The 19,157-nt window shown below is 41.3% G+C and carries 24 protein-coding genes and 1 other annotated feature; of the genes, 23 read left to right on the forward strand and 1 reads right to left on the reverse strand.

Translation table 11 applies throughout. The annotated features are described in order from the left end of the window. Positions 1–79: 79 nt before the first annotated feature. From murB to HMPREF2926_RS08215, 9 genes are all read left to right on the forward strand, one after another. Entirely contained in the window at positions 80–976 is an 897-nt protein-coding gene (gene murB / locus HMPREF2926_RS08175; RefSeq protein ID WP_021153410.1) for a UDP-N-acetylmuramate dehydrogenase, read from the forward strand. A 207-nt stretch (positions 977–1,183) separates the two neighbouring features. Continuing rightward, entirely contained in the window at positions 1,184–2,341 is a 1,158-nt protein-coding gene (locus HMPREF2926_RS08180; protein ID WP_003002881.1) for an ABC transporter ATP-binding protein, read from the forward strand. Continuing rightward, positions 2,322–3,128 carry an ABC transporter permease gene (locus tag HMPREF2926_RS08185; protein ID WP_049475040.1) on the forward strand — a complete coding sequence of 269 codons (807 nt, stop codon included), beginning with the start codon at positions 2,322–2,324 and terminating at the stop codon, positions 3,126–3,128. Before HMPREF2926_RS08180 ends, HMPREF2926_RS08185 begins: the two co-directional genes overlap by 20 nt. Continuing rightward, positions 3,125–3,898, forward strand: coding sequence for an ABC transporter permease (locus HMPREF2926_RS08190; protein WP_003002847.1), 774 nt, complete (start codon positions 3,125–3,127; stop codon positions 3,896–3,898). Before HMPREF2926_RS08185 ends, HMPREF2926_RS08190 begins: the two co-directional genes overlap by 4 nt. After that, positions 3,895–4,965 carry an ABC transporter substrate-binding protein gene (locus HMPREF2926_RS08195; RefSeq protein ID WP_070587270.1) on the forward strand — a complete coding sequence of 357 codons (1,071 nt, stop codon included), beginning with the start codon at positions 3,895–3,897 and terminating at the stop codon, positions 4,963–4,965. Before HMPREF2926_RS08190 ends, HMPREF2926_RS08195 begins: the two co-directional genes overlap by 4 nt. A 446-nt stretch (positions 4,966–5,411) precedes the next feature. Beyond that, positions 5,412–5,879 (forward strand): hypothetical protein, encoded by a 468-nt coding sequence (locus tag HMPREF2926_RS08200; RefSeq protein WP_083307946.1) that lies wholly within the window; start codon positions 5,412–5,414, stop codon positions 5,877–5,879. 43 nt (positions 5,880–5,922) lie between these two features. Next, complete coding sequence (locus HMPREF2926_RS08205) at positions 5,923–6,336, forward strand: hypothetical protein (RefSeq protein ID WP_070506232.1); 414 nt, start codon at positions 5,923–5,925, stop codon at positions 6,334–6,336. Between the two features lie 122 nt (positions 6,337–6,458). Beyond that, entirely contained in the window at positions 6,459–6,893 is a 435-nt protein-coding gene (locus HMPREF2926_RS08210; RefSeq protein WP_070587272.1) for a lipoprotein BUG3, read from the forward strand. 46 nt (positions 6,894–6,939) lie between these two features. Next, positions 6,940–7,383 carry a hypothetical protein gene (locus HMPREF2926_RS08215; protein ID WP_070506231.1) on the forward strand — a complete coding sequence of 148 codons (444 nt, stop codon included), beginning with the start codon at positions 6,940–6,942 and terminating at the stop codon, positions 7,381–7,383. A 132-nt stretch (positions 7,384–7,515) separates the two neighbouring features. Here the strand turns inward: HMPREF2926_RS08215 and HMPREF2926_RS08220 are convergent, their stop codons facing one another. Then, the gene (locus HMPREF2926_RS08220) at positions 7,516–7,950 is read right to left on the reverse strand and encodes a DUF6556 family protein (protein WP_070506230.1); all 435 of its coding nucleotides are present in this window, start codon (positions 7,948–7,950) and stop codon (positions 7,516–7,518) included. Between the two features lie 193 nt (positions 7,951–8,143). Here HMPREF2926_RS08220 and HMPREF2926_RS08225 point away from each other — a divergent pair, with 193 nt between their 5' ends. The 14 genes from HMPREF2926_RS08225 to lacD all read left to right on the forward strand — a co-directional run bounded on the left by HMPREF2926_RS08225 (position 8,144) and on the right by lacD (position 19,143). Continuing rightward, positions 8,144–9,286 carry a cysteine desulfurase family protein gene (locus HMPREF2926_RS08225; RefSeq protein WP_070506226.1) on the forward strand — a complete coding sequence of 381 codons (1,143 nt, stop codon included), beginning with the start codon at positions 8,144–8,146 and terminating at the stop codon, positions 9,284–9,286. Positions 9,287–9,304: 18 nt separating this feature from the next. Continuing rightward, complete coding sequence (thiI, locus tag HMPREF2926_RS08230) at positions 9,305–10,525, forward strand: tRNA uracil 4-sulfurtransferase ThiI (RefSeq protein WP_070587274.1); 1,221 nt, start codon at positions 9,305–9,307, stop codon at positions 10,523–10,525. Between the two features lie 52 nt (positions 10,526–10,577). Then, entirely contained in the window at positions 10,578–11,120 is a 543-nt protein-coding gene (locus tag HMPREF2926_RS08235) for a hypothetical protein (RefSeq protein ID WP_070506221.1), read from the forward strand. Between the two features lie 136 nt (positions 11,121–11,256). Next, positions 11,257–11,344: a sequence feature (ribosomal protein L21 leader region), on the forward strand. 34 nt (positions 11,345–11,378) lie between these two features. Further along, the gene (rplU, locus tag HMPREF2926_RS08240) at positions 11,379–11,693 is read left to right on the forward strand and encodes a 50S ribosomal protein L21 (protein WP_070587276.1); all 315 of its coding nucleotides are present in this window, start codon (positions 11,379–11,381) and stop codon (positions 11,691–11,693) included. A gap of 15 nt (positions 11,694–11,708) precedes the next feature. Further along, positions 11,709–12,053 carry a ribosomal-processing cysteine protease Prp gene (locus tag HMPREF2926_RS08245; protein ID WP_003002581.1) on the forward strand — a complete coding sequence of 115 codons (345 nt, stop codon included), beginning with the start codon at positions 11,709–11,711 and terminating at the stop codon, positions 12,051–12,053. Between the two features lie 17 nt (positions 12,054–12,070). Continuing rightward, the gene (gene rpmA / locus HMPREF2926_RS08250; protein WP_003002805.1) at positions 12,071–12,364 is read left to right on the forward strand and encodes a 50S ribosomal protein L27; all 294 of its coding nucleotides are present in this window, start codon (positions 12,071–12,073) and stop codon (positions 12,362–12,364) included. Between the two features lie 217 nt (positions 12,365–12,581). After that, positions 12,582–13,328 (forward strand): DeoR/GlpR family DNA-binding transcription regulator, encoded by a 747-nt coding sequence (locus HMPREF2926_RS08255; RefSeq protein WP_061455169.1) that lies wholly within the window; start codon positions 12,582–12,584, stop codon positions 13,326–13,328. Positions 13,329–13,671: 343 nt separating this feature from the next. Then, the gene (locus HMPREF2926_RS08260) at positions 13,672–14,148 is read left to right on the forward strand and encodes a PTS sugar transporter subunit IIA (protein ID WP_070506218.1); all 477 of its coding nucleotides are present in this window, start codon (positions 13,672–13,674) and stop codon (positions 14,146–14,148) included. A 35-nt stretch (positions 14,149–14,183) separates the two neighbouring features. Beyond that, positions 14,184–14,489: a PTS sugar transporter subunit IIB gene (locus HMPREF2926_RS08265; protein WP_049485465.1), complete on the forward strand. Its 306-nt coding sequence runs from the start codon at positions 14,184–14,186 to the stop codon at positions 14,487–14,489. 97 nt (positions 14,490–14,586) lie between these two features. Then, on the forward strand, positions 14,587–16,062 hold the full coding sequence (locus HMPREF2926_RS08270) for a PTS transporter subunit IIC (RefSeq protein WP_003007726.1): 1,476 nt from the start codon (positions 14,587–14,589) through the stop codon (positions 16,060–16,062). Between the two features lie 201 nt (positions 16,063–16,263). Beyond that, entirely contained in the window at positions 16,264–16,689 is a 426-nt protein-coding gene (lacA, locus tag HMPREF2926_RS08275; RefSeq protein ID WP_003007724.1) for a galactose-6-phosphate isomerase subunit LacA, read from the forward strand. Positions 16,690–16,705: 16 nt separating this feature from the next. Next, complete coding sequence (gene lacB / locus HMPREF2926_RS08280; protein ID WP_070587277.1) at positions 16,706–17,221, forward strand: galactose-6-phosphate isomerase subunit LacB; 516 nt, start codon at positions 16,706–16,708, stop codon at positions 17,219–17,221. Positions 17,222–17,231: 10 nt separating this feature from the next. Continuing rightward, on the forward strand, positions 17,232–18,161 hold the full coding sequence (locus HMPREF2926_RS08285) for a tagatose-6-phosphate kinase (protein WP_070587279.1): 930 nt from the start codon (positions 17,232–17,234) through the stop codon (positions 18,159–18,161). A 1-nt stretch (position 18,162) separates the two neighbouring features. Continuing rightward, positions 18,163–19,143 carry a tagatose-bisphosphate aldolase gene (gene lacD, locus HMPREF2926_RS08290; protein WP_070587281.1) on the forward strand — a complete coding sequence of 327 codons (981 nt, stop codon included), beginning with the start codon at positions 18,163–18,165 and terminating at the stop codon, positions 19,141–19,143. Positions 19,144–19,157 lie beyond the last annotated feature (14 nt).

Raw genomic sequence — 19,157 nt, forward strand, 5'->3', positions numbered from 1 at the left:
TTTGTTTTTTAGGGTCGAAAAATAGTCAAAAATTTGGTATAATAGTTTGTATTTTTATAGAGAGAGAACAGACAGAAAGATGAATGAAAAAATAAATCAAATTCTTGAAGGGATTGATATCCGTTTTCAAGAACCTTTAAAACATTATACCTTCACAAAGGTAGGTGGGAATGCTGAATTTTTAGCCTTTCCCCGCAACCAATACGAATTAAAACGCATCGTTCAATTTGCCAACCAAGAGCAAATTCCATGGATGGTCCTGGGCAATGCATCCAATATCATTGTCCGCGATGGGGGCATTCCGGGATTTGTCATTATGTTTGATCGCTTGCGTGACATCAGTGTGGATGGGTATGTGATCGAAGCAGAGGCAGGAGCTAAACTCATCGACACCACTCATGTGGCCTTGCACCATAGTTTGAAAGGCTTCGAGTTTGCTAGTGGCATTCCAGGCAGTGTCGGTGGTGCTGTCTTTATGAATGCGGGAGCCTATGGGGGAGAGATCGCTCATGTCCTAGTATCCTGTAAGGTCTTGACCAAAGACGGAGAGATCGAAACTCTGTCAGCGAGTGAACTAGCTTTTGGCTACCGTCATTCTAAGATTCAAGAGACAGGCGCAGTCGTCATTTCTGCCAAATTTGCTTTGTCTCCTGGCAATCACGAGGCGATCAAGCAGGAGATGGATCGGTTGACCCATCTTCGTCAGTTGAAACAACCCCTTGAATACCCTTCTTGTGGATCCGTCTTTAAGCGTCCTGTCGGTCATTTTGCAGGTCAATTGATCAGCGAAGCAGGTCTGAAAGGCTATCGAATCGGTGGTGTTGAAGTTTCTGAAAAACATGCCGGCTTTATGGTCAATGTCGATAATGGAACAGCTAAGGACTACGAAGACCTGATCGCCCATGTCATTGAGGCAGTAGAAGCTCACTCAGGCGTCCGTTTAGAACCAGAAGTTCGCATTATCGGCCAAGCCTAAGAACTTTAGTATTGAAGAACAATTGATTGTGAACCATCGATAGCATCAGTCGGAGAGGGGGTGAGTGCCTATCGATACCGTAAATAGGTGGGGCAGTCTAGTAAGTCCCCGAGAGGTATTGGTGGTCTGACAGGTCTTCCTGTCAGCCGCTGCATTTTCGTTTGAAAAGCAGTTTGCTAATCGCAGTAAAGAAGGAATTTATGTGAATTGAAAAAACCAATTATTGAGTTTAAAAATGTTTCAAAGGTCTTTGAAGATAGCGGTACCGTTGTCCTAAAGGATATCAATTTTGAATTGGAAGAAGGGAAGTTCTATACCCTGCTCGGTGCATCTGGATCAGGAAAATCGACCATCCTTAATATCATTGCCGGTCTTTTGGATGCGACAACTGGAGATGTCTACCTTGATGGGGAACGGATCAATGATGTCCCTACCAACAAACGAGACGTCCACACCGTCTTTCAGTCCTATGCCCTATTTCCACATATGACGGTCTTTGAAAATGTGGCTTTTCCCCTTCGTTTGAAAAAGGTGGACAAGGCTGAGATCGAACGTCGGGTTTCAGAAGTCTTGAAAATGGTCCAGTTAGCGGGATTTGAAAAACGTTCGATCCAAAAATTATCCGGTGGTCAACGCCAGCGGGTAGCCATTGCACGGGCTATTATCAATGAACCACGAGTGGTCCTTTTAGATGAGCCCTTGTCTGCACTTGACTTGAAACTTCGGACAGACATGCAGTATGAGTTGCGGGAATTGCAACAACGCTTGGGGATTACCTTTGTCTTTGTTACCCATGACCAAGAAGAAGCTCTCGCCATGAGTGACTGGATCTTTGTCATGAATGAAGGAGAGATCGTTCAATCTGGTACACCAGTAGATATCTATGATGAACCGATCAACCACTTTGTAGCTACCTTTATCGGGGAGTCCAACATTCTAGATGGTCGCATGATCGAGGACTACTTGGTTGAGTTCAATGGCAAACGCTTTGAAGCCGTCGATGGGGGAATGCGTCCAAACGAACCAGTTGAAGTCGTCATTCGTCCTGAAGACTTGCAAATCACCCTTCCTGAAGAAGGCAAGCTCCAAGTGAAGGTGGACACCCAGCTCTTCCGTGGTGTGCATTACGAGATCATCGCCTATGATGATTTGGGTAATGAGTGGATGATTCACTCCACTCGTAAGGCCATTGTGGGAGAAGTCATCGGGCTAGACTTTGAACCAGAAGATATCCACGTTATGCGTCTCAATGAAACCGAGGAAGAATTCGATGCGCGGATCGAAGAGTACGTTGAAGTGGAAGAGCAAGAAGCTGGTTTGATTAATGCCATTGAGGAGGAAAGAGATGAAGAAAACAACCTCTAATCTATTTATCCTCCCCTATTTCTTGTGGATTTTTCTCTTTGTCTTGGCTCCTGTAGTCATGATCATCTTTCAATCGTTTTTCAACGTTGAAGGGCAGTTTTCACTTGAAAACTACAAAGAGTTCTTTACTTCGCAAAATCTGACCTATTTAAAGATGAGTTTTAATTCGGTCCTTTATGCCGGAATTGTCACCCTGGTGACGCTCTTGATCTCCTATCCGACTGCTTACTTTTTGACGCTGCTCAAACACCGGCAGTTGTGGTTGATGTTGATCGTCTTGCCAACCTGGGTCAATCTCTTGCTCAAGGCCTATGCCTTTATCGGAATCTTTGGGCAAAACGGCTCCATCAATAGCTTTTTAAGCTTTCTCGGAGTCGCTCCCCAGCAGATCCTCTTTACCGATTTCTCCTTTATCTTTGTAGCCAGCTACATCGAGTTGCCGTTTATGATTTTGCCGATCTTTAATGTCTTAGATGACTTGGATCCAAACTTGATCAATGCCAGCTATGATTTGGGAGCCAATCGTTGGGATACCTTCCGTCATGTGGTCTTCCCCTTGTCCATGAATGGAGTCCGCTCAGGTGTGCAGTCTGTCTTTATTCCTAGTCTGAGTCTCTTCATGTTGACACGGATGATCGGTGGAAACCGCGTCATTACCTTAGGGACAGCGATTGAACAGCACTTCCTGACAACACAAAACTGGGGAATGGGTTCTACCATCGGAGTTGTTCTGATCCTTGCTATGCTCCTTACCATGTGGGCAACTAGAGAAAGGAGAGAACGATGAAAAAAGTATCCCATTTCTATCTAGGCTTCGTCTTTCTGATCCTCTATCTTCCCATCTTCTATTTGATCTTTTATGCCTTCAATAAAGGGGGAGATATGAATGCCTTCACGGGCTTCACGCTTGAGCATTTCAATGAATTGTTCGCAGATAGTCGCCTGATGCTGATCTTATCAGAGACCTTCCTCTTGGCCTTCTTGTCAGCCTTGATTGCGACAGTGATTGGAACCTTTGGAGCCATTTATATTTACCAATCCAAGAAAAAGTTAGAAGGACCATTGCTCTCCATCAACAACATTCTCATGGTAGCGCCAGACGTTATGATCGGGGCCAGCTTCTTGATTCTCTTTACGACGGTCAAGTACCAGCTAGGTTTCCTATCTGTTCTGGCTAGCCACGTAGCTTTCTCGATTCCTATTGTGGTCTTGATGGTTTTGCCACGACTCAAGGAAATGAACCGGGATATGGTCAATGCGGCCTATGACTTGGGAGCTACCCAAGTGCAAATGCTCAAAGAGATCATGTTGCCGTATCTGACACCAGCCATTATTGCTGGCTACTTTATGGCCTTTACCTATTCTCTTGATGACTTTGCCGTGACCTTCTTTGTAACCGGAAATGGTTTTACAACCTTGTCTGTAGAGATCTACTCACGTGCGCGTCAAGGAATTTCCCTCAGTATCAATGCCTTATCCGCCCTTGTCTTTCTCTTTAGTGTGCTCTTGGTCATCGGTTACTACTTTATTACCCGTGAAAAGGAGGAAGCAGCATGAAAAAACTTTATTCATTCCTAACTGGGATTGTCCTTGTCATTCTGGTCCTCTGGGGAATTAGCCACCAGATCGAAGCGAGCATGAATACCAAGAACAGTGACAAGTTGGTCATCTACAACTGGGGAGATTATATCGATCCAGAATTGCTCAAGGAATTCACCAAAGAAACAGGAATTCAGGTGCAATATGATACCTTTGATTCCAACGAATCCATGTACACCAAGATCAAGCAAGGGGGAACCACCTACGATATTGCGATTCCTAGTGAATACATGATTGCTAAGATGATGGATGAGCATCTGGTTGAAAAGTTGGACCAATCCAAGATCAAAGGGATGGAAAATATCGATCCAAAACTCTTGAACCAATCGTTTGATCCGGGCAACCAATATTCAGTGCCTTATTTCTGGGGTACCTTGGGAATCGTCTACAATACCAAGATGGTTAAAAATGCTCCTGAACATTGGTCAGATCTCTGGCGTGAAGAGTACAGAAATGACATTATGATGTACGATGGTGCACGTGAGGTCATGGGAATTGGTCTCAATACCTTGGGCTATAGCCTCAATGAAAAGGATCCAAAGAAATTGCAAGAGGCAGTAGATAAACTCTACACCTTGACGCCAAACATCAAAGCTTTGGTTGCTGATGAGATGAAAGGCTATATGATCCAAAACAATGCGGCTATTGGGGTTACCTTCTCAGGAGAAGCCAGCCAAATGCTCGAAGCCAATAAGGATCTTCGCTATGTCGTCCCAACTGAAGCCAGCAACCTTTGGTTTGATAACATTGTCATTCCAAAAACCGTGAAAAATAAAGAAGCAGCATATGCCTTTATTAACTTCATGCTTCGTCCTAAAAATGCTTTGAAAAATGCTCTTTATGTCGGCTACTCAACGCCAAATAAAAAAGCCAAAGCCATGTTGCCAAAAGAAATCCAAGATGACCAATCCTTCTATCCAAGCGATGAAACACTGGACCATTTGGAAGTCTATCAACAATTAGGCAAGAAGTTGCTTGGAGTCTATAACGATCTTTACCTTCAGGTCAAGATGTATCGAAAATAACAAAAAGGAACCTTCGGGTTCCTTTTTGATTGAAGATAAACTCCTCTTAGAAACTTTCCTTAAGTGAGTACGGACGTTAGGTGAAATTATCCTGTGGATGATTTCAGCAATCCAGGAAGTTCCATGACTTAGTTTTGGACCTAAGGTTCCAAAACTCCCGAGTGCTAGAAACAATGATGTTTCTATCACTTTTCTCACAGCGGAAAGTTTCATTTTATATTTAGATACTCTACAAAAATGCAACATTTGAATTTTTAGCATCACTTAGGTTGTTATTTGTAAAAAAGGATTACCTATATTCTAGCAGAACCCCACAAGTTCTTTTATGATTGCTGCATAAAGTCTCTAACTAGTGAGTTAGATTGAGATTCAAATGAAAGATGCTATAATAGTAAGGAAAGTGACTGGCCCATTCAGTCATGAAAGGAACGATTGGAGAGAATTAAATGAAGAGACAAATGGAACTATTTTTGATTATTTTGTTACCGATACTAGGACTGGTTTTTCTTGGAGGAAAAATCATAACCCTGACCAAAAGACCCGAACAGAAGATAACAACCACTTTTTCAAAGAAAGTCGTACAAAAATCAGAAGAAGAAATAAAAAAAGAACAAATCGCTTTTCTCAAGGAACACGAGCAAGAAATCGTCGATTTTGTAAAGGCTCAAAGTCCGAAAGTCGAATCCGTTCAGATTGATTGGAACAGTATGCAAATTGAAGAGTCTGGGAATGGAACACCTCAGGGTGGTGGATACAATTTATCTATTTCTGGTCAAATTAATCAATTAAAAAACACAAAATTCTCCGTTGATTTTTACCTAGAAGATCAAAATAGCATACCAACTATCAAAAAAATGGGGATGCTAAATGATATTTATATCGAGGAAAATGGTGGCTGGAAAATTTTTTCTTAAGTAAATAGAAGTAAAAGTGTTATGAGGAAACAAGAAAATTAAAATGAAACGTACACTTAAGTTATTAGCTTTAATGCTTATTTTCACAAGCATTGGAGGCTGCACTGTAAAACCAAAAGAACAGATGAAACAAGATAAAGTGAATGTTTCTTCCTCCACCAAAGGAGATACAGAAGTGCTCAAACAAAAGCAAGTAAACTTTTTAAAAAAACACGAGTCCGAAATTACGAACTACATAAAGTCGAATGATCCAGAAGTTGTTCGAGTCAAGTATGACTGGGATAGTGTGAAAGTAGAAGATAGTGGTGCTTTTACGGAATCTGGGTTTGACATCCGTTTAAAGGTCTATGGAGATAATGATAAGGAACTAAATGGCTATTCATTCTTTATTGTCCCAAAACCAAATGTTGAGAATCCAATTTCAATTGATTCAATCTCTGGTTCGAATTTTCCTTAATAAAATCAACAGATCATTCTATCCATTAAGAGGAAAGAATTTGAGCTATGAGTCCATAATAGATCTAGAAATGATAGGTGGAAATTTTAGAGAATAATTTGTACAGAATGGTAGGAGGACTTATGAAAAGGCGAAAAATCATGATGGTTGCTTCAATTGTAGCTCTCCTAAGTATAGGAGGATGTAGCGTGAAGCATAAAGATGATACAAAACAAGGAAAAACGATTGCTGCTTCATCAATCAAAGAAGACAAAGAAGCCATTAAACAAAAGCAGCTCGCTTACCTCAAAGAACATGAAAAAGAAATTGTTGATTTTATGAAAGCCCAAAGTCCGAAAATCGAATCCGTTCAAATATATTGGGATGAAACTCAGTGGGGAGTAGCAGGAAATGGGACGCCACAAGGTGGTGACGAAATGATTCTCATTTTTGGTGGGTTTAATCAAAATCCTGAATCGAGTTGGCGAGTTGATGTGGTGGTGGAAGATGGAAAAATTAATTTAAAGACGATGTCTTTGGGCCAATATTTAAGGATAGGTGGAAGAATTTTCGAATAAATAAGTTGATAGATCAATTAAAAGTGTGTAGATTGGTGGGAATTGAATGAAGAGACAAATGGAACTATTTTTGATTATTTTGTTACCGATACTAGGACTGGTTTTTCTTGGAGGAAAAATCATGCCACTGACCAAAAGACCCGAACAGAAGATAACGACCTCATCTCCAAAGAAAGTCGTACAAAAACCAGAAGGAGACATAAAAAAAGAACAACTGGACTACCTAAAAGAACACGAACAGAAGGTTATTGATTTAGTCAAAGCACAAAATTCAAAAGTCGAATCCGTTCAGATTGATTGGGATCAGACACAATGGAGTGATGGTGGGCTTACAACTCCCGAATATTATATGAATGTTTATGGACGTATAAATAATATTGAAGAATCGGGTTGGGGAGTAGATATCCCAATTAATGAGGACAATACATTGAATCTAGATGAGATGTATATAGGATCTGACATTGACATAGAGGGTAGAATACTTGAGTAATTGGATCAAATCCAGGAAGAGCGTTCAAAGCTCAAATGGGAGTATGACAGTGAGATAGATGCTTTCTATAAAAATCAGAAAAAGCTGGAATCGAAAGATAAAAAAATCAGTAAGGTTGTCCTTACTGTTTTTTTAGTTGGATCCAGATGTGGCTGTATCTGCGCCACTGTCTGTTGCTGTGGAGCCTTGGTCTTGTGCAGCAGATGAACTGGTTTCTGTAGCAGATGAGCTATCGGTTTCTTTTTGTGAACTTGTTTCTGTATTGCTTGAATTGGTTTGTGTATTGGTGTTAGTATCTGTATTGGTAGCGCTTGAGTCAGAGCCCTTTTCATGAACCACGACGACACTGGTGCTACTAGAGGGTTTATCTTCTGTCTTTTGATTGTCTTTATTGAGCAGGCTCATAATGGTAAAGGAAGTGACGATAATCCCTAAGAGACTGGCAATCGTAGCTACAACCGTTTGAAATACGGACAAACCTTGTTTGACTTTCTCACCGCGAGATGGTCTTGAATCTACTTTTTCCTCAGGTTTTTGGTTTTTGTTACTTCTTGAATATTGTGACATGTTCATTCTCTTTCTATCAAAAATTGTTTTTTTAACACTTTCCTATTATAAGTCATTTTCTGAAAAATGTCTAAAAAGAACTGAATTTTATAGAGTGATTTTGCTGGATCTCTCTTTATCAAATCCTTGTCCCAAGCGGTTAGAAATGATAAAATAGAAGTTACGTAAAAAGAAAGTGATGGATGCGTAGGACATGATCTATTTTGACAATTCAGCAACGACTAAACCCTATCCAGAAGCCCTTGCGACTTATACAGAAGTAGCGACTCGGATCTGGGGCAACCCTTCTAGTTTGCACAATCTAGGTAGTCAAGCTACTCGTATTTTGGAAGCTTCTAGAAAACAGATTGCGGAGCTAATTGGCAAGAAAGCTGAGGAAATTTACTTCACGTCTGGTGGGACCGAAGGGGACAACTGGATCCTCAAGGGTGTCGCTTTTGAGAAAGCTCCTTATGGCAAGCATATCATTGTCTCTGACATCGAGCATCCCGCTATCAAGGAGTCCGCTGCTTGGTTAAAGACGCAGGGATTCGAAGTTGATTATGCTCCAGTGGATGCGCGTGGCTTTGTCAAAGTGGATGCCTTGGCTAGTCTACTCCGTCCAGATACGACCTTGGTCTCTGTCATGGCCGTCAACAATGAGATTGGCTCCATCCAGCCCATCCATGAAATTGTGGCTCTCCTAGAAGATCGCCCAACGATTAGTTTCCATGTCGATGCTGTTCAAGCTTTAGCCAAGGTAGCAACAGAAGTTTATCTGCCAGAGCGCGTGGACTTTGCGACCTTCTCTAGTCACAAATTCCATGGCCTTCGTGGAGTTGGCTTTGTCTACATCAAAGAAGGCAAAAAGATCACACCCCTCTTAACGGGTGGAGGTCAAGAAAAAGAAATGCGCTCGACAACTGAGAACGTGGCAGGTATCGCAGCAACCGCAAAAGCCCTACGCTTAGCTATGGAAAACCAAGAAGCTTTTGCAAGCAAGACCCAGCAGATGAAAGAAGTGATCCGCAAAGAATTGGCCAACTATCCAGATGTCACTGTCTTTTCTGGTGGGGATCATTTTGCGCCTCACATCTTGACTTTCGGGATCAAGGGAGTTCGTGGTGAAGTAGTGGTCCATGCCTTTGAAGAGTTTGATATTTACATTTCGACAACCAGTGCCTGCTCGTCCAAAGCTGGTAAGCCAGCTGGTACCTTGATTGCCATGGGAGTGGACAAGAGTATCGCACAGACAGCTGTTCGCTTGAGTCTAGACCTTGAAAATGACATGAGCCAAGTCGAGCAATTCTTGACCAAGTTCAAACTGATTTACGAGCAAACACGAAAAGTACGTTAATTTTAGAAGGAAATCAACATGACCTTAACCTATTCAGAAATTATGATTCGCTATGGAGAGCTTTCTACTAAAGGAAAGAACCGCATGCGTTTCATCAATAAACTTCGCAATAATATCCAAGATGTTTTATCTATCTATCCAGCTGTCAAAGTGACAGCGGACCGCGATCGAGCGCATGCTTATCTGCATGGGACGGATTATGAACCGGTAGCCGAATCCCTCAAGCAGGTTTTTGGAATCCAAAATTTTTCACCCGTTTACAAGATTGAAAAATCAGTACCAGCCTTAAAAGCGGCAGTGCAAGAGATTATGAAGGAGATTTACAAGGAAGGCTTGACCTTTAAAATCTCAAGTAAACGCAGTGACCATACCTTTGAACTCGATAGTCGCGAGCTCAACCAAACCTTGGGAGGTGCGGTCTTTGAAGCGATCCCAACCATCCAAGCTCAGATGAAAAAACCAGATATCAACTTGCAAGTTGAAATTCGAGAAGAAGCAGCCTATATTTCTTATGAAACCATTAAAGGAGCAGGTGGCCTTCCTGTTGGTACGTCTGGCAAGGGTATGCTCATGCTTTCTGGTGGGATCGACTCACCAGTAGCTGGTTACCTAGCCTTGAAGCGTGGTGTGGATATCGAAGCGGTCCACTTTGCGAGCCCACCTTATACCAGCCCAGGTGCCTTGAAAAAAGCCCATGACTTAACACGGAAGTTGACCAAGTTTGGGGGGAATATCCAATTTATCGAGGTGCCCTTCACAGAGATCCAAGAGGAAATCAAGGCAAAAGCGCCAGAAGCTTACCTCATGACCCTGACCCGCCGCTTTATGATGCGCATTACAGACCGCATTCGCGAGGTTCGTGGTGGTTTGGTCATTATCAATGGTGAAAGCTTGGGACAAGTGGCTAGCCAAACCTTAGAGAGTATGCAGGCCATCAATGCGGTAACCAATACGCCAGTTATCCGTCCAGTGGTAACCATGGACAAGTTGGAAATCATCGATATTGCCCAAGCCATTGATACCTTTGAAATCTCCATCCAACCGTTTGAAGACTGTTGTACCATCTTTGCACCAGATCGTCCAAAGACTAATCCGAAACTCAAAAATGCGGAGCAGTATGAGCAACGGTTGGATGTGGAAGCTTTGGTCGAGCGTGCTGTGTCAGGCATCGTCGTAACGGAAATCACACCAAAAGCAGAAAAAGATGAGGTCGATGACCTGATTGAGGATTTGCTATAGGAGAGACTGGGAGTATCCAGCCTCTTTTTCTTACCAACTTAAAGGAGACAAGATGAAAAAAGTTATCGTTTTAATGACAAGTTTGTTTCTGTTGACAGGCTGTGTCAAAGTATCATTTACTGGCCCGAAAAAAGAAGAAAAGACCAGCCAGTCAACCAGTAGCAAAAAAGAACCGCTCACATTTGTCAGAGCTGATCAGTACAAAAATCAGGACAATGAAATCCTAGAGCTTGCTGAAAAATTTATCAAAGACCATCCAACGATTGGAACTCCAGGAAGATTGTTTGCATTTTTACCAGGCTATACCTTTGGAGATGAGGAGAACCGTTTCGCCTTGCTCTATCTGGTGAATCGCACCACTACAACAATTGATCGCGATGGTTCCTTCGTTTTGAACTTAGAATATGATGGGGAACCCCTTCTTGAAAATGTGACGGTTGACTATCAAATCAGTGAATCGGGTGTTTTAAAAACGAATATGGCTGCAGCCATTCCTATCAAAATCACCAAGGAAACAGAAGAAAAAATGAAGAGCTTGAACGATTCGTCTAAGGCTAAATTGACCATCAGTGACTTTCAATTTAAGAATAAGTAGATGAAGAGTCAGCTTTGAAAGAGTTCTTAAAATAAAAGATAAAAATTTATTTTTCAAAAGAAAATTCGTTTTCAAAGCGCAAAAATACTTGTCTTTGTCTGATAGAAGTGATATACTAAGAGAGTTGACTATGCACATGCCTGTGCAACCGCTCGATCATCGTTGCTCATTTTCATGAGAATAAGTGGTTCGTCCCACGATGCTAGGCGAGTCTTCACAAAAATACGGGGAAACCCAAAAATACATAGGAGGTGCATAATGAGCACATACGCAATCATTAAAACTGGCGGAAAACAAGTTAAAGTTGAAGTTGGTCAAGCAGTCTACGTTGAAAAATTGAACGTTGAAGCTGGTCAAGAAGTTACATTTAACGAAGTTGTTCTTGTTGGTGGTAAAAACACTGTTGTCGGAACTCCACTTGTTTCAGGAGCTACTGTTGTTGGAACTGTTGAAAAACAAGGAAAACAAAAGAAAGTTGTTACTTACAAGTACAAACCTAAAAAAGGTAGCCACCGTAAACAAGGTCACCGTCAACCTTACACTAAAGTTGTCATCAACGCAATCAACGCTTAATTTTTAGGAGAACACATGATACAAGCAGTCTTTGAACGAGCCGAAGATGGCGAGCTGAGGAGTGCAGAAATCACTGGGCACGCTGGAAGCGGTGAATACGGCTTTGATGTCGTGTGTGCATCGGTTTCTACGCTAGCCATTAACTTCGTCAACTCTGTTGAGAAGTTTGCAGGCTACGAACCGGATCTAGAATTAAACGAAGAAGAAGGTGGCTTCCTTCGGGTGACAATCCCGACAGATATTCCACCACATCAAAGAGAAATGACCCAACTATTCTTTGAATCATTTTTCTTAGGGATGGCAAACTTATCGGAGAACTCTTCGGAGTTCGTCCAAACAAGAGTTATCACAGAAAACTAACATGGAGGAAAACAATTATGTTGAAATTGAATCTTGCTAACTTGCAACTTTTCGCCCACAAAAAAGGTGGAGGTTCTACATCAAACGGACGTGATTCACAAGCAAAACGTCTTGGAGCTAAAGCAGCTGATGGACAAACTGTAACAGGTGGATCTATCCTTTACCGTCAACGCGGTACACACATCTACCCAGGTGTGAACGTTGGACGTGGTGGAGACGATACTTTGTTCGCAAAAGTTGAAGGCGTAGTACGCTTCGAACGTAAAGGTCGCGATAAAAAACAAGTTTCTGTTTACCCAATCGCAAAATAAAAAGGTTCAGTGAACCTTTTTATCCCGAGCCTTGAAATATTAAGGTGAGGAAGCTAGAAATAGCATAAATCAAAGCTTTCCGGATTAACGGAAGGCTTTTTTTCTTTTATTTATTTAAAAATATCATGTTTACTCTTGTTAATATAATGTTTGAATTTGTGTTTTTTGAAAAATGTAGTATAATAGAGACAAATATAGTAGGAATGGAAGTAGTACCATGAAAGATAGCAGACATGTTGAAATTCTTCAGGAACTGGATCGAAAAAGTGTGGTATCGGTCAAAGAGCTCAAGGAACTTTTTGGGGTGACAGACATGACCATTCGTCGCGATCTGATCGATCTTGAAAAACAAGGTCTTTTAGTTCGTGTACATGGTGGGGCCCACAAAAAAGTCAAAGATAGCTTATTAGAAGCTTCTCACAGTGAAAAAAATCTGATCAATATTGATGAGAAACGAAGCATTGCCAAAAAATGTGCAGACTTGATCGAAAATGGGGATACCGTTTTTATTGGCTCTGGTACAACAACAGACTTTATCGGAGATTATTTGGAAGGGAAAGAAATTAGCATCGTCACCAACTCCCTCCCTATTTTTGAGAAGCTCAAGGATTTTCCAAATTATGATCTGATCTTAGTTGGTGGTCGCTACCGGGTAAAGACACAAACCTTTGTCGGTCAATTTGCCAATAAACTCTTGAAAGAAATCAAGGTTTCTAAAGCCTTCATCGGGGTGAATGGAATCGATGGCCATAGTGTCTCCACAGCTAATGAAGAAGAAGGAAATGGCAATGCCATTATTCTGAACAATGCGATAGAGAAATATGTGGTAGCTGATAACAGCAAGTTTGATAGTTATTCCTTCTACAGTTTCTATCGTGTGGAAGATCTAAATGCCATTATTACCGATGATAGCATCCCAAAGAAGATCAAAGACAAATATGGCTTTTATACGAAAATTATTTAAGATCAAGAGGCTGGGACAAAAGTCCTAGCCTCTCGATTATTTTTGGATTGTCGAGCAAGACGCAGTGGTTGAGTAGGCTCTACTACGCTGATTTCATCAGCTTTTACAGCCCTACTCAACTGTGCGGAGGTGGGACGACGAAATCGAATTCTAACGAATGACCGATTTCTGTCTCACTCTCTTTTTACTTTTTTAATAATGTTAGAAAATGACGGTTAGGAAGCGCTTTAAAGAGGAATATAAACAAAAATAAACAAAATACGACAAAAAATGATTGACATTCAATCAATATAGTGATATACTCTAACCATAAAATAAATAGTTAGATAAGGAGGTGGCAACAATGGGATTAAATCAACTCTTTAACAAAGATCTTGTGTTTTGCCTACATGCCAAGGATCAAACAGATCTCTTTGAGCAGGTAGCAAGCTTACTTGAAGAGCGACAGATTGTGACACCAACCTATCGTTCCGCTTTGATTGAGCGTGAAAAGTCTTTCCCGACTGGATTAGACATGGAATTTCTTGGTAAGGACTTACCAAATGTGGCGATTCCGCACACAGACATTGTCCATAATCTCACTGAGAATGTGGTCGTGGTTCGTTTGGATCAACCAGTAACCTTCCATAATATGATAGCTCCAGATAAGGAAGTTCAAGTTTCACTTTTATTCTTCATTATCAACAATTCAAGCGCAAGCCAAACCAATATTTTGGCCCAGCTGATGGATTTCTTTACATCCAATGGAAATCTCGAAGCTCTATCAAAATTAGATAGTGAAGATAAGCTTTATCAATACATAACGGAAACTATTTCCTAAAACATTCGTAAATATTTATAATGGAGGACATCCAAATGATTAAAATTTTAGCTGCCTGTGGTGCAGGTGTTAACTCTAGCCACCAAATTAAGAGTGCGGTAGAAGAAGAGTTGTCAAACCGCGGTTATGATGTGCGTTGTGACGCTGTCATGGTCAAAGACGTGAATGAAGACTTGATTTCAGGTTATGATATCTTTACTCCAATTGCTGCAACTGATTTAGGATTTGATCCTGGTATTCCAGTAATTGAAGCTGGTCCAATTTTATTCCGTATTCCAGCAATGAGTGCGCCAGTCTTTGATAACATTGAAGCTGCCATTAAAGAACATGGATTAAGTTGATATTTTTTTAAAACAGTTTGTAAGCGTTATCCAATAAAAAATTGGGAACACTTTATGCCGTAAATTACAAAAAAATTATAAATCGGGAGGATTTATTATGAATGGCATTATTGATTTTGCCAATAAATTTTTCAAACCCATCCTAGATATGGGTGCTCCGATCATCATGTTGATCGTCTTGACTTTATTGGCTCTCTTGTTTGGAGTGAAATTCTCTAAAGCCCTTGAAGGTGGTATTAAACTTGCCATCGCCCTTACTGGTATCGGTGCCATCATCGGTATGTTGAATGGAGCTTTCTCAGCGTCTCTTGCAAAATTCGTTGAGAACACAGGTATTCAATTGAATATCACTGACGTTGGTTGGGCACCTCTTGCGACCATCACTTGGGGGTCTGCCTGGACACTTTACTTCTTGTTGATTATGTTGATTGTCAACGTTATCATGCTTGCGATCAAGAAAACAGATACACTTGACGTCGATATCTTCGATATCTGGCACTTGTCTATCACTGGTCTTTTGATCAAATGGTATGCGGACAACAACGGTGTCAGCCAAGGTTTATCACTCTTCTTGGCAACTCTTGCAGTTGTCCTTGTAGGGATTATGAAAATCATCAACTCAGACTTGATGAAACCAACATTTGATGATCTTTTGAATGCACCAAGTTCATCACCTATGACTTCAACTCACATGAACTACATGATGAACCCAATCATCATGGTCTTGGATAAAATCTTTGACAAATTCTTCCCAGGTCTTGATAAATACGACTTCGACGCTGCTAAATTGAACAAGAAGATCGGTTTCTGGGGATCTAAATTCTTTATCGGTTTCCTTCTTGGTATCGTCATCGGTATCATGGGTACTCCACATCCAGTTGCTGGCGTCGCAGATGCTGACAAATGGGAATTGGTTATTAAAGGTTGGTTGAGCCTTGGTTTGACTGCCGGTGTCTGCTTGGAATTGTTCTCATTGATCGGTTCTTGGTTCATCGCAGCGGTAGAACCATTGTCACAAGGTATTACAAACGTTGCTACTAAACGTCTTCAAGGACGTAAATTCAACATCGGTTTGGACTGGCCATTTATCGCTGGTCGTGCTGAAATCTGGGCTTGTGCCAACGTACTTGCACCAATCATGTTGATCGAAGCAGTGCTTCTTTCTAAAGTCGGAAATGGTATCTTGCCACTTGCAGGTATCATCGCTATGGGTGTGACTCCAGCCTTGTTGGTTGTAACACGCGGTAAATTGATCCGTATGATCATCTTCGGAAGCCTTCTCTTGCCACTCTTCCTTCTTTCAGGAACATTGATTGCACCATTTGCAACTCAATTGGCTAAGAGTGTTGATGCCTTCCCTAAAGGGGTAGCTTCTACTCAATTGATCACTCACTCAACTCTTGAAGGACCAGTTGAAAAATTGCTCGGTTGGACAATCGGTAACGCAACAACTGGTGATATCAAAGCTATCCTTGGTGTAGTTGTCTTCTTGGCATTCTATATCGGAATCTTCGCTTGGTACAGAAAACAAATGATCAAACGTAACGAAGAATATGCTGCAAATGCAAAATAATCGTCATATGTAGTTTGAAAACTGACACCATATCTGTTGTGGATATGGTGTTTTTATTTTAAAAAATGTTCGAAAATAAACAATTTAATGTTGACTTTCGTTCAAAATAGGTGTAATATAATATCAAAAGTAAGAAAATGTTCCTTTGTGAAAAATTAACAACAGGGATATTTGCTGAAACGAACAAAAGGAGGACAGGACATGTCTATTGTAATTGGTGCAGATGCTGCAGGATTAAGATTAAAAGATCTCGTGAAAGAGTTTCTTGTAAAAGAAAACTTCGATGTTGTGGATGTAACTGCTGAAGGTCAAGATTTTGTAGATGTGACACTTGCAGTTGCAAGCGAAGTGAACAAAAACGATCAAAATCTTGGAATCGTGATTGATGCTTACGGTGCTGGTCCATTTATGGTTGCAACTAAAATCAAAGGAATGGTAGCAGCAGAAGTTTCAGATGAACGTTCTGCTTATATGACACGTGGCCACAACAATTCTCGAATGATTACCATGGGTGCTGAAATTGTTGGGGATGAATTGGCCAAGAACATTGCCAAAGGCTTCGTCAATGGTAAATACGACGGTGGCCGTCACCAAATCCGTGTCGATATGTTGAATAAGATGTGCTAATGAGAGGAGAATTCAAATGAGAATTGCAATTGGTTGTGATCACATTGTGACAAATGAAAAAATGGCTGTTTCTGATTTTTTGAAATCAAAAGGATATGAAGTGCTCGACTTTGGGACTTATGACCATACACGTACCCACTATCCAATCTTTGGTAAAAAAGTCGGTGAAGCCGTAGCAAATGGCCAAGCAGATCTTGGTGTTTGTATCTGTGGTACTGGGGTTGGGATTAACAATGCTGTTAACAAAGTACCTGGTATCCGTTCTGCTTTGGTACGCGATATGACAACTGCTCTTTATGCTAAAGAAGAACTGAACGCGAATGTGATCGGGTTTGGTGGTAAAATCACTGGTGAATTGCTCATGTGCGATATCATTGAAGCATTCATCCACGCTGAATACAAACCAACTGAAGAAAATAAAAAATTGATCGCTAAGATCCAACATGTGGAAACCCATAATGCCCATCAAGCAGATGCTGACTTCTTTACAGAATTCCTTGAAAAATGGGACCGTGGTGAATACCACGACTAAGAGGTGACGTATGATATTAACGGTCACGATGAACCCTTCGATTGATATCTCTTATCCTTTGGATGTACTCCAGTTGGATACAGTCAATCGAGTGGCTGAGGTGAGTAAGACAGCTGGTGGGAAGGGTCTCAATGTCACCCGTGTACTTTCTGAGATCAAGGATCCAGTGGCAGCGACCGGTCTACTTGGTGGTCGAACAGGTCAATTCATTCTCGATCATTTAGGTCAAGGAATAGAGGAACGTTTCTTTGAGATTGCTGGAGATACACGGAATTGTATCGCCATCCTTCACGAAGGCAAGCAAACAGAAATCTTAGAAAAAGGTCCAACCATTTCTGAGAAAGAAGGGCAAGGTTTCCTCGACCATTACCGTCACTTGATCGATCAAGTGGAAGTTGTTGCCATCTCAGGTAGTCTTCCAGCTGGTTTACCAGTGGATTACTATGCTAGCCTTGTCAAGATTGCAAGGGAAACTGGAAAACCAGTCGTGCTCGATTGCTCGGGAGCTTCTTTAGAAGCTGCCATTCAAGCAGATGTCAAGCCTACAGTCATTAAGCCCAACAATGAAGAGTTGTCTCAATTGTTAGGAAAAGAAGTGAGTAAGAATGTGGGAGACTTAAAAGAAGTTCTTCAAGATGCTCTCTTTGATGGCATCGAATGGGTGATAGTCTCTCTTGGAGCAAATGGCGCTTTTGCTAAGCACGGCGACGTCTTCTATAAGGTAGATATTCCTAAGATTGATGTCGTCAATCCAGTCGGATCTGGTGATTCGACTGTTGCAGGGATTGCATCTGGTCTCTATCATCATGAGAGTGACGCAGACTTGCTCAAGAAAGCAAATGTTCTTGGGATGTTAAATGCGCAAGAAGCACAAACAGGACATGTCAACATGGGGCACTATGATGCCTTGTATCAACAATTAATCGTAAAAGAGGTATAAAATGGTATTAACAGAACAAAAACGCAACTATTTGGAACGTCTTAGTACAAAAGACGGTGTTATTTCAGCTTTGGCCTTCGACCAACGTGGGGCTTTGAAACGCTTGATGGCCAAATACCAAGACACTGAGCCAACTGTAGCACAAATGGAAGAATTGAAAGTTCTTGTAGCAGATGAATTGACAAAATATGCTTCCTCTATGTTGTTGGACCCAGAATATGGTTTGCCTGCTACGAAAGCCTTGGACAAAGATGCTGGGCTCTTGCTTGCATACGAAAAGACTGGTTACGATACATCTAGCACCAAACGTTTGCCTGACTGCTTGAACCTTTGGTCAGCAAAACGCATCAAAGAACAAGGGGCAGATGCTGTGAAATTCTTGCTCTACTATGATGTAGATAGTGCAGAAGAACTCAACCAAGAAAAACAAGCTTATATCGAACGCATTGGTTCAGAATGTGTGGCAGAAGACATTCCATTCTTCCTTGAAATCTTGGCTTATGACGAAGGAATTGCAGATGCAACCTCTGCTGAATATGCAAAAGTAAAACCTCGTAAAGTCATTGAAGCTATGAAAGTCTTCTCAGATCCTCGTTTCAATATCGATGTATTGAAAGTAGAAGTTCCCGTCAATGTCAACTACGTGGAAGGATTTGGAGAAGGTGAAGTTGTCTATAGTCGTGAAGAAGCTGCTGCCTTCTTTAAAGAACAAGAAGAAGCAACCAACCTTCCATACATCTACCTCAGTGCTGGTGTATCCGCAAAACTCTTCCAAGAAACTTTGGAATTTGCTCATGAATCAGGTGCTAACTTCAACGGTGTTCTTTGTGGACGTGCGACATGGGCAGGTTCAGTAGAAGCTTACATCAAAGATGGAGAAGCAGCTGCTCGTGAATGGCTTCGTACAGAAGGTCGTCAAAATATTGAAGAATTGAATGCGGTCTTGGCTAAAGTGGCAACACCTTGGACAGAACGCGTGTAAGAAACAAATCGTTA

The organism is Streptococcus sp. HMSC078D09 (genome assembly GCF_001813675.1).
Classification (GTDB): Bacteria; Bacillota; Bacilli; order Lactobacillales; family Streptococcaceae; genus Streptococcus.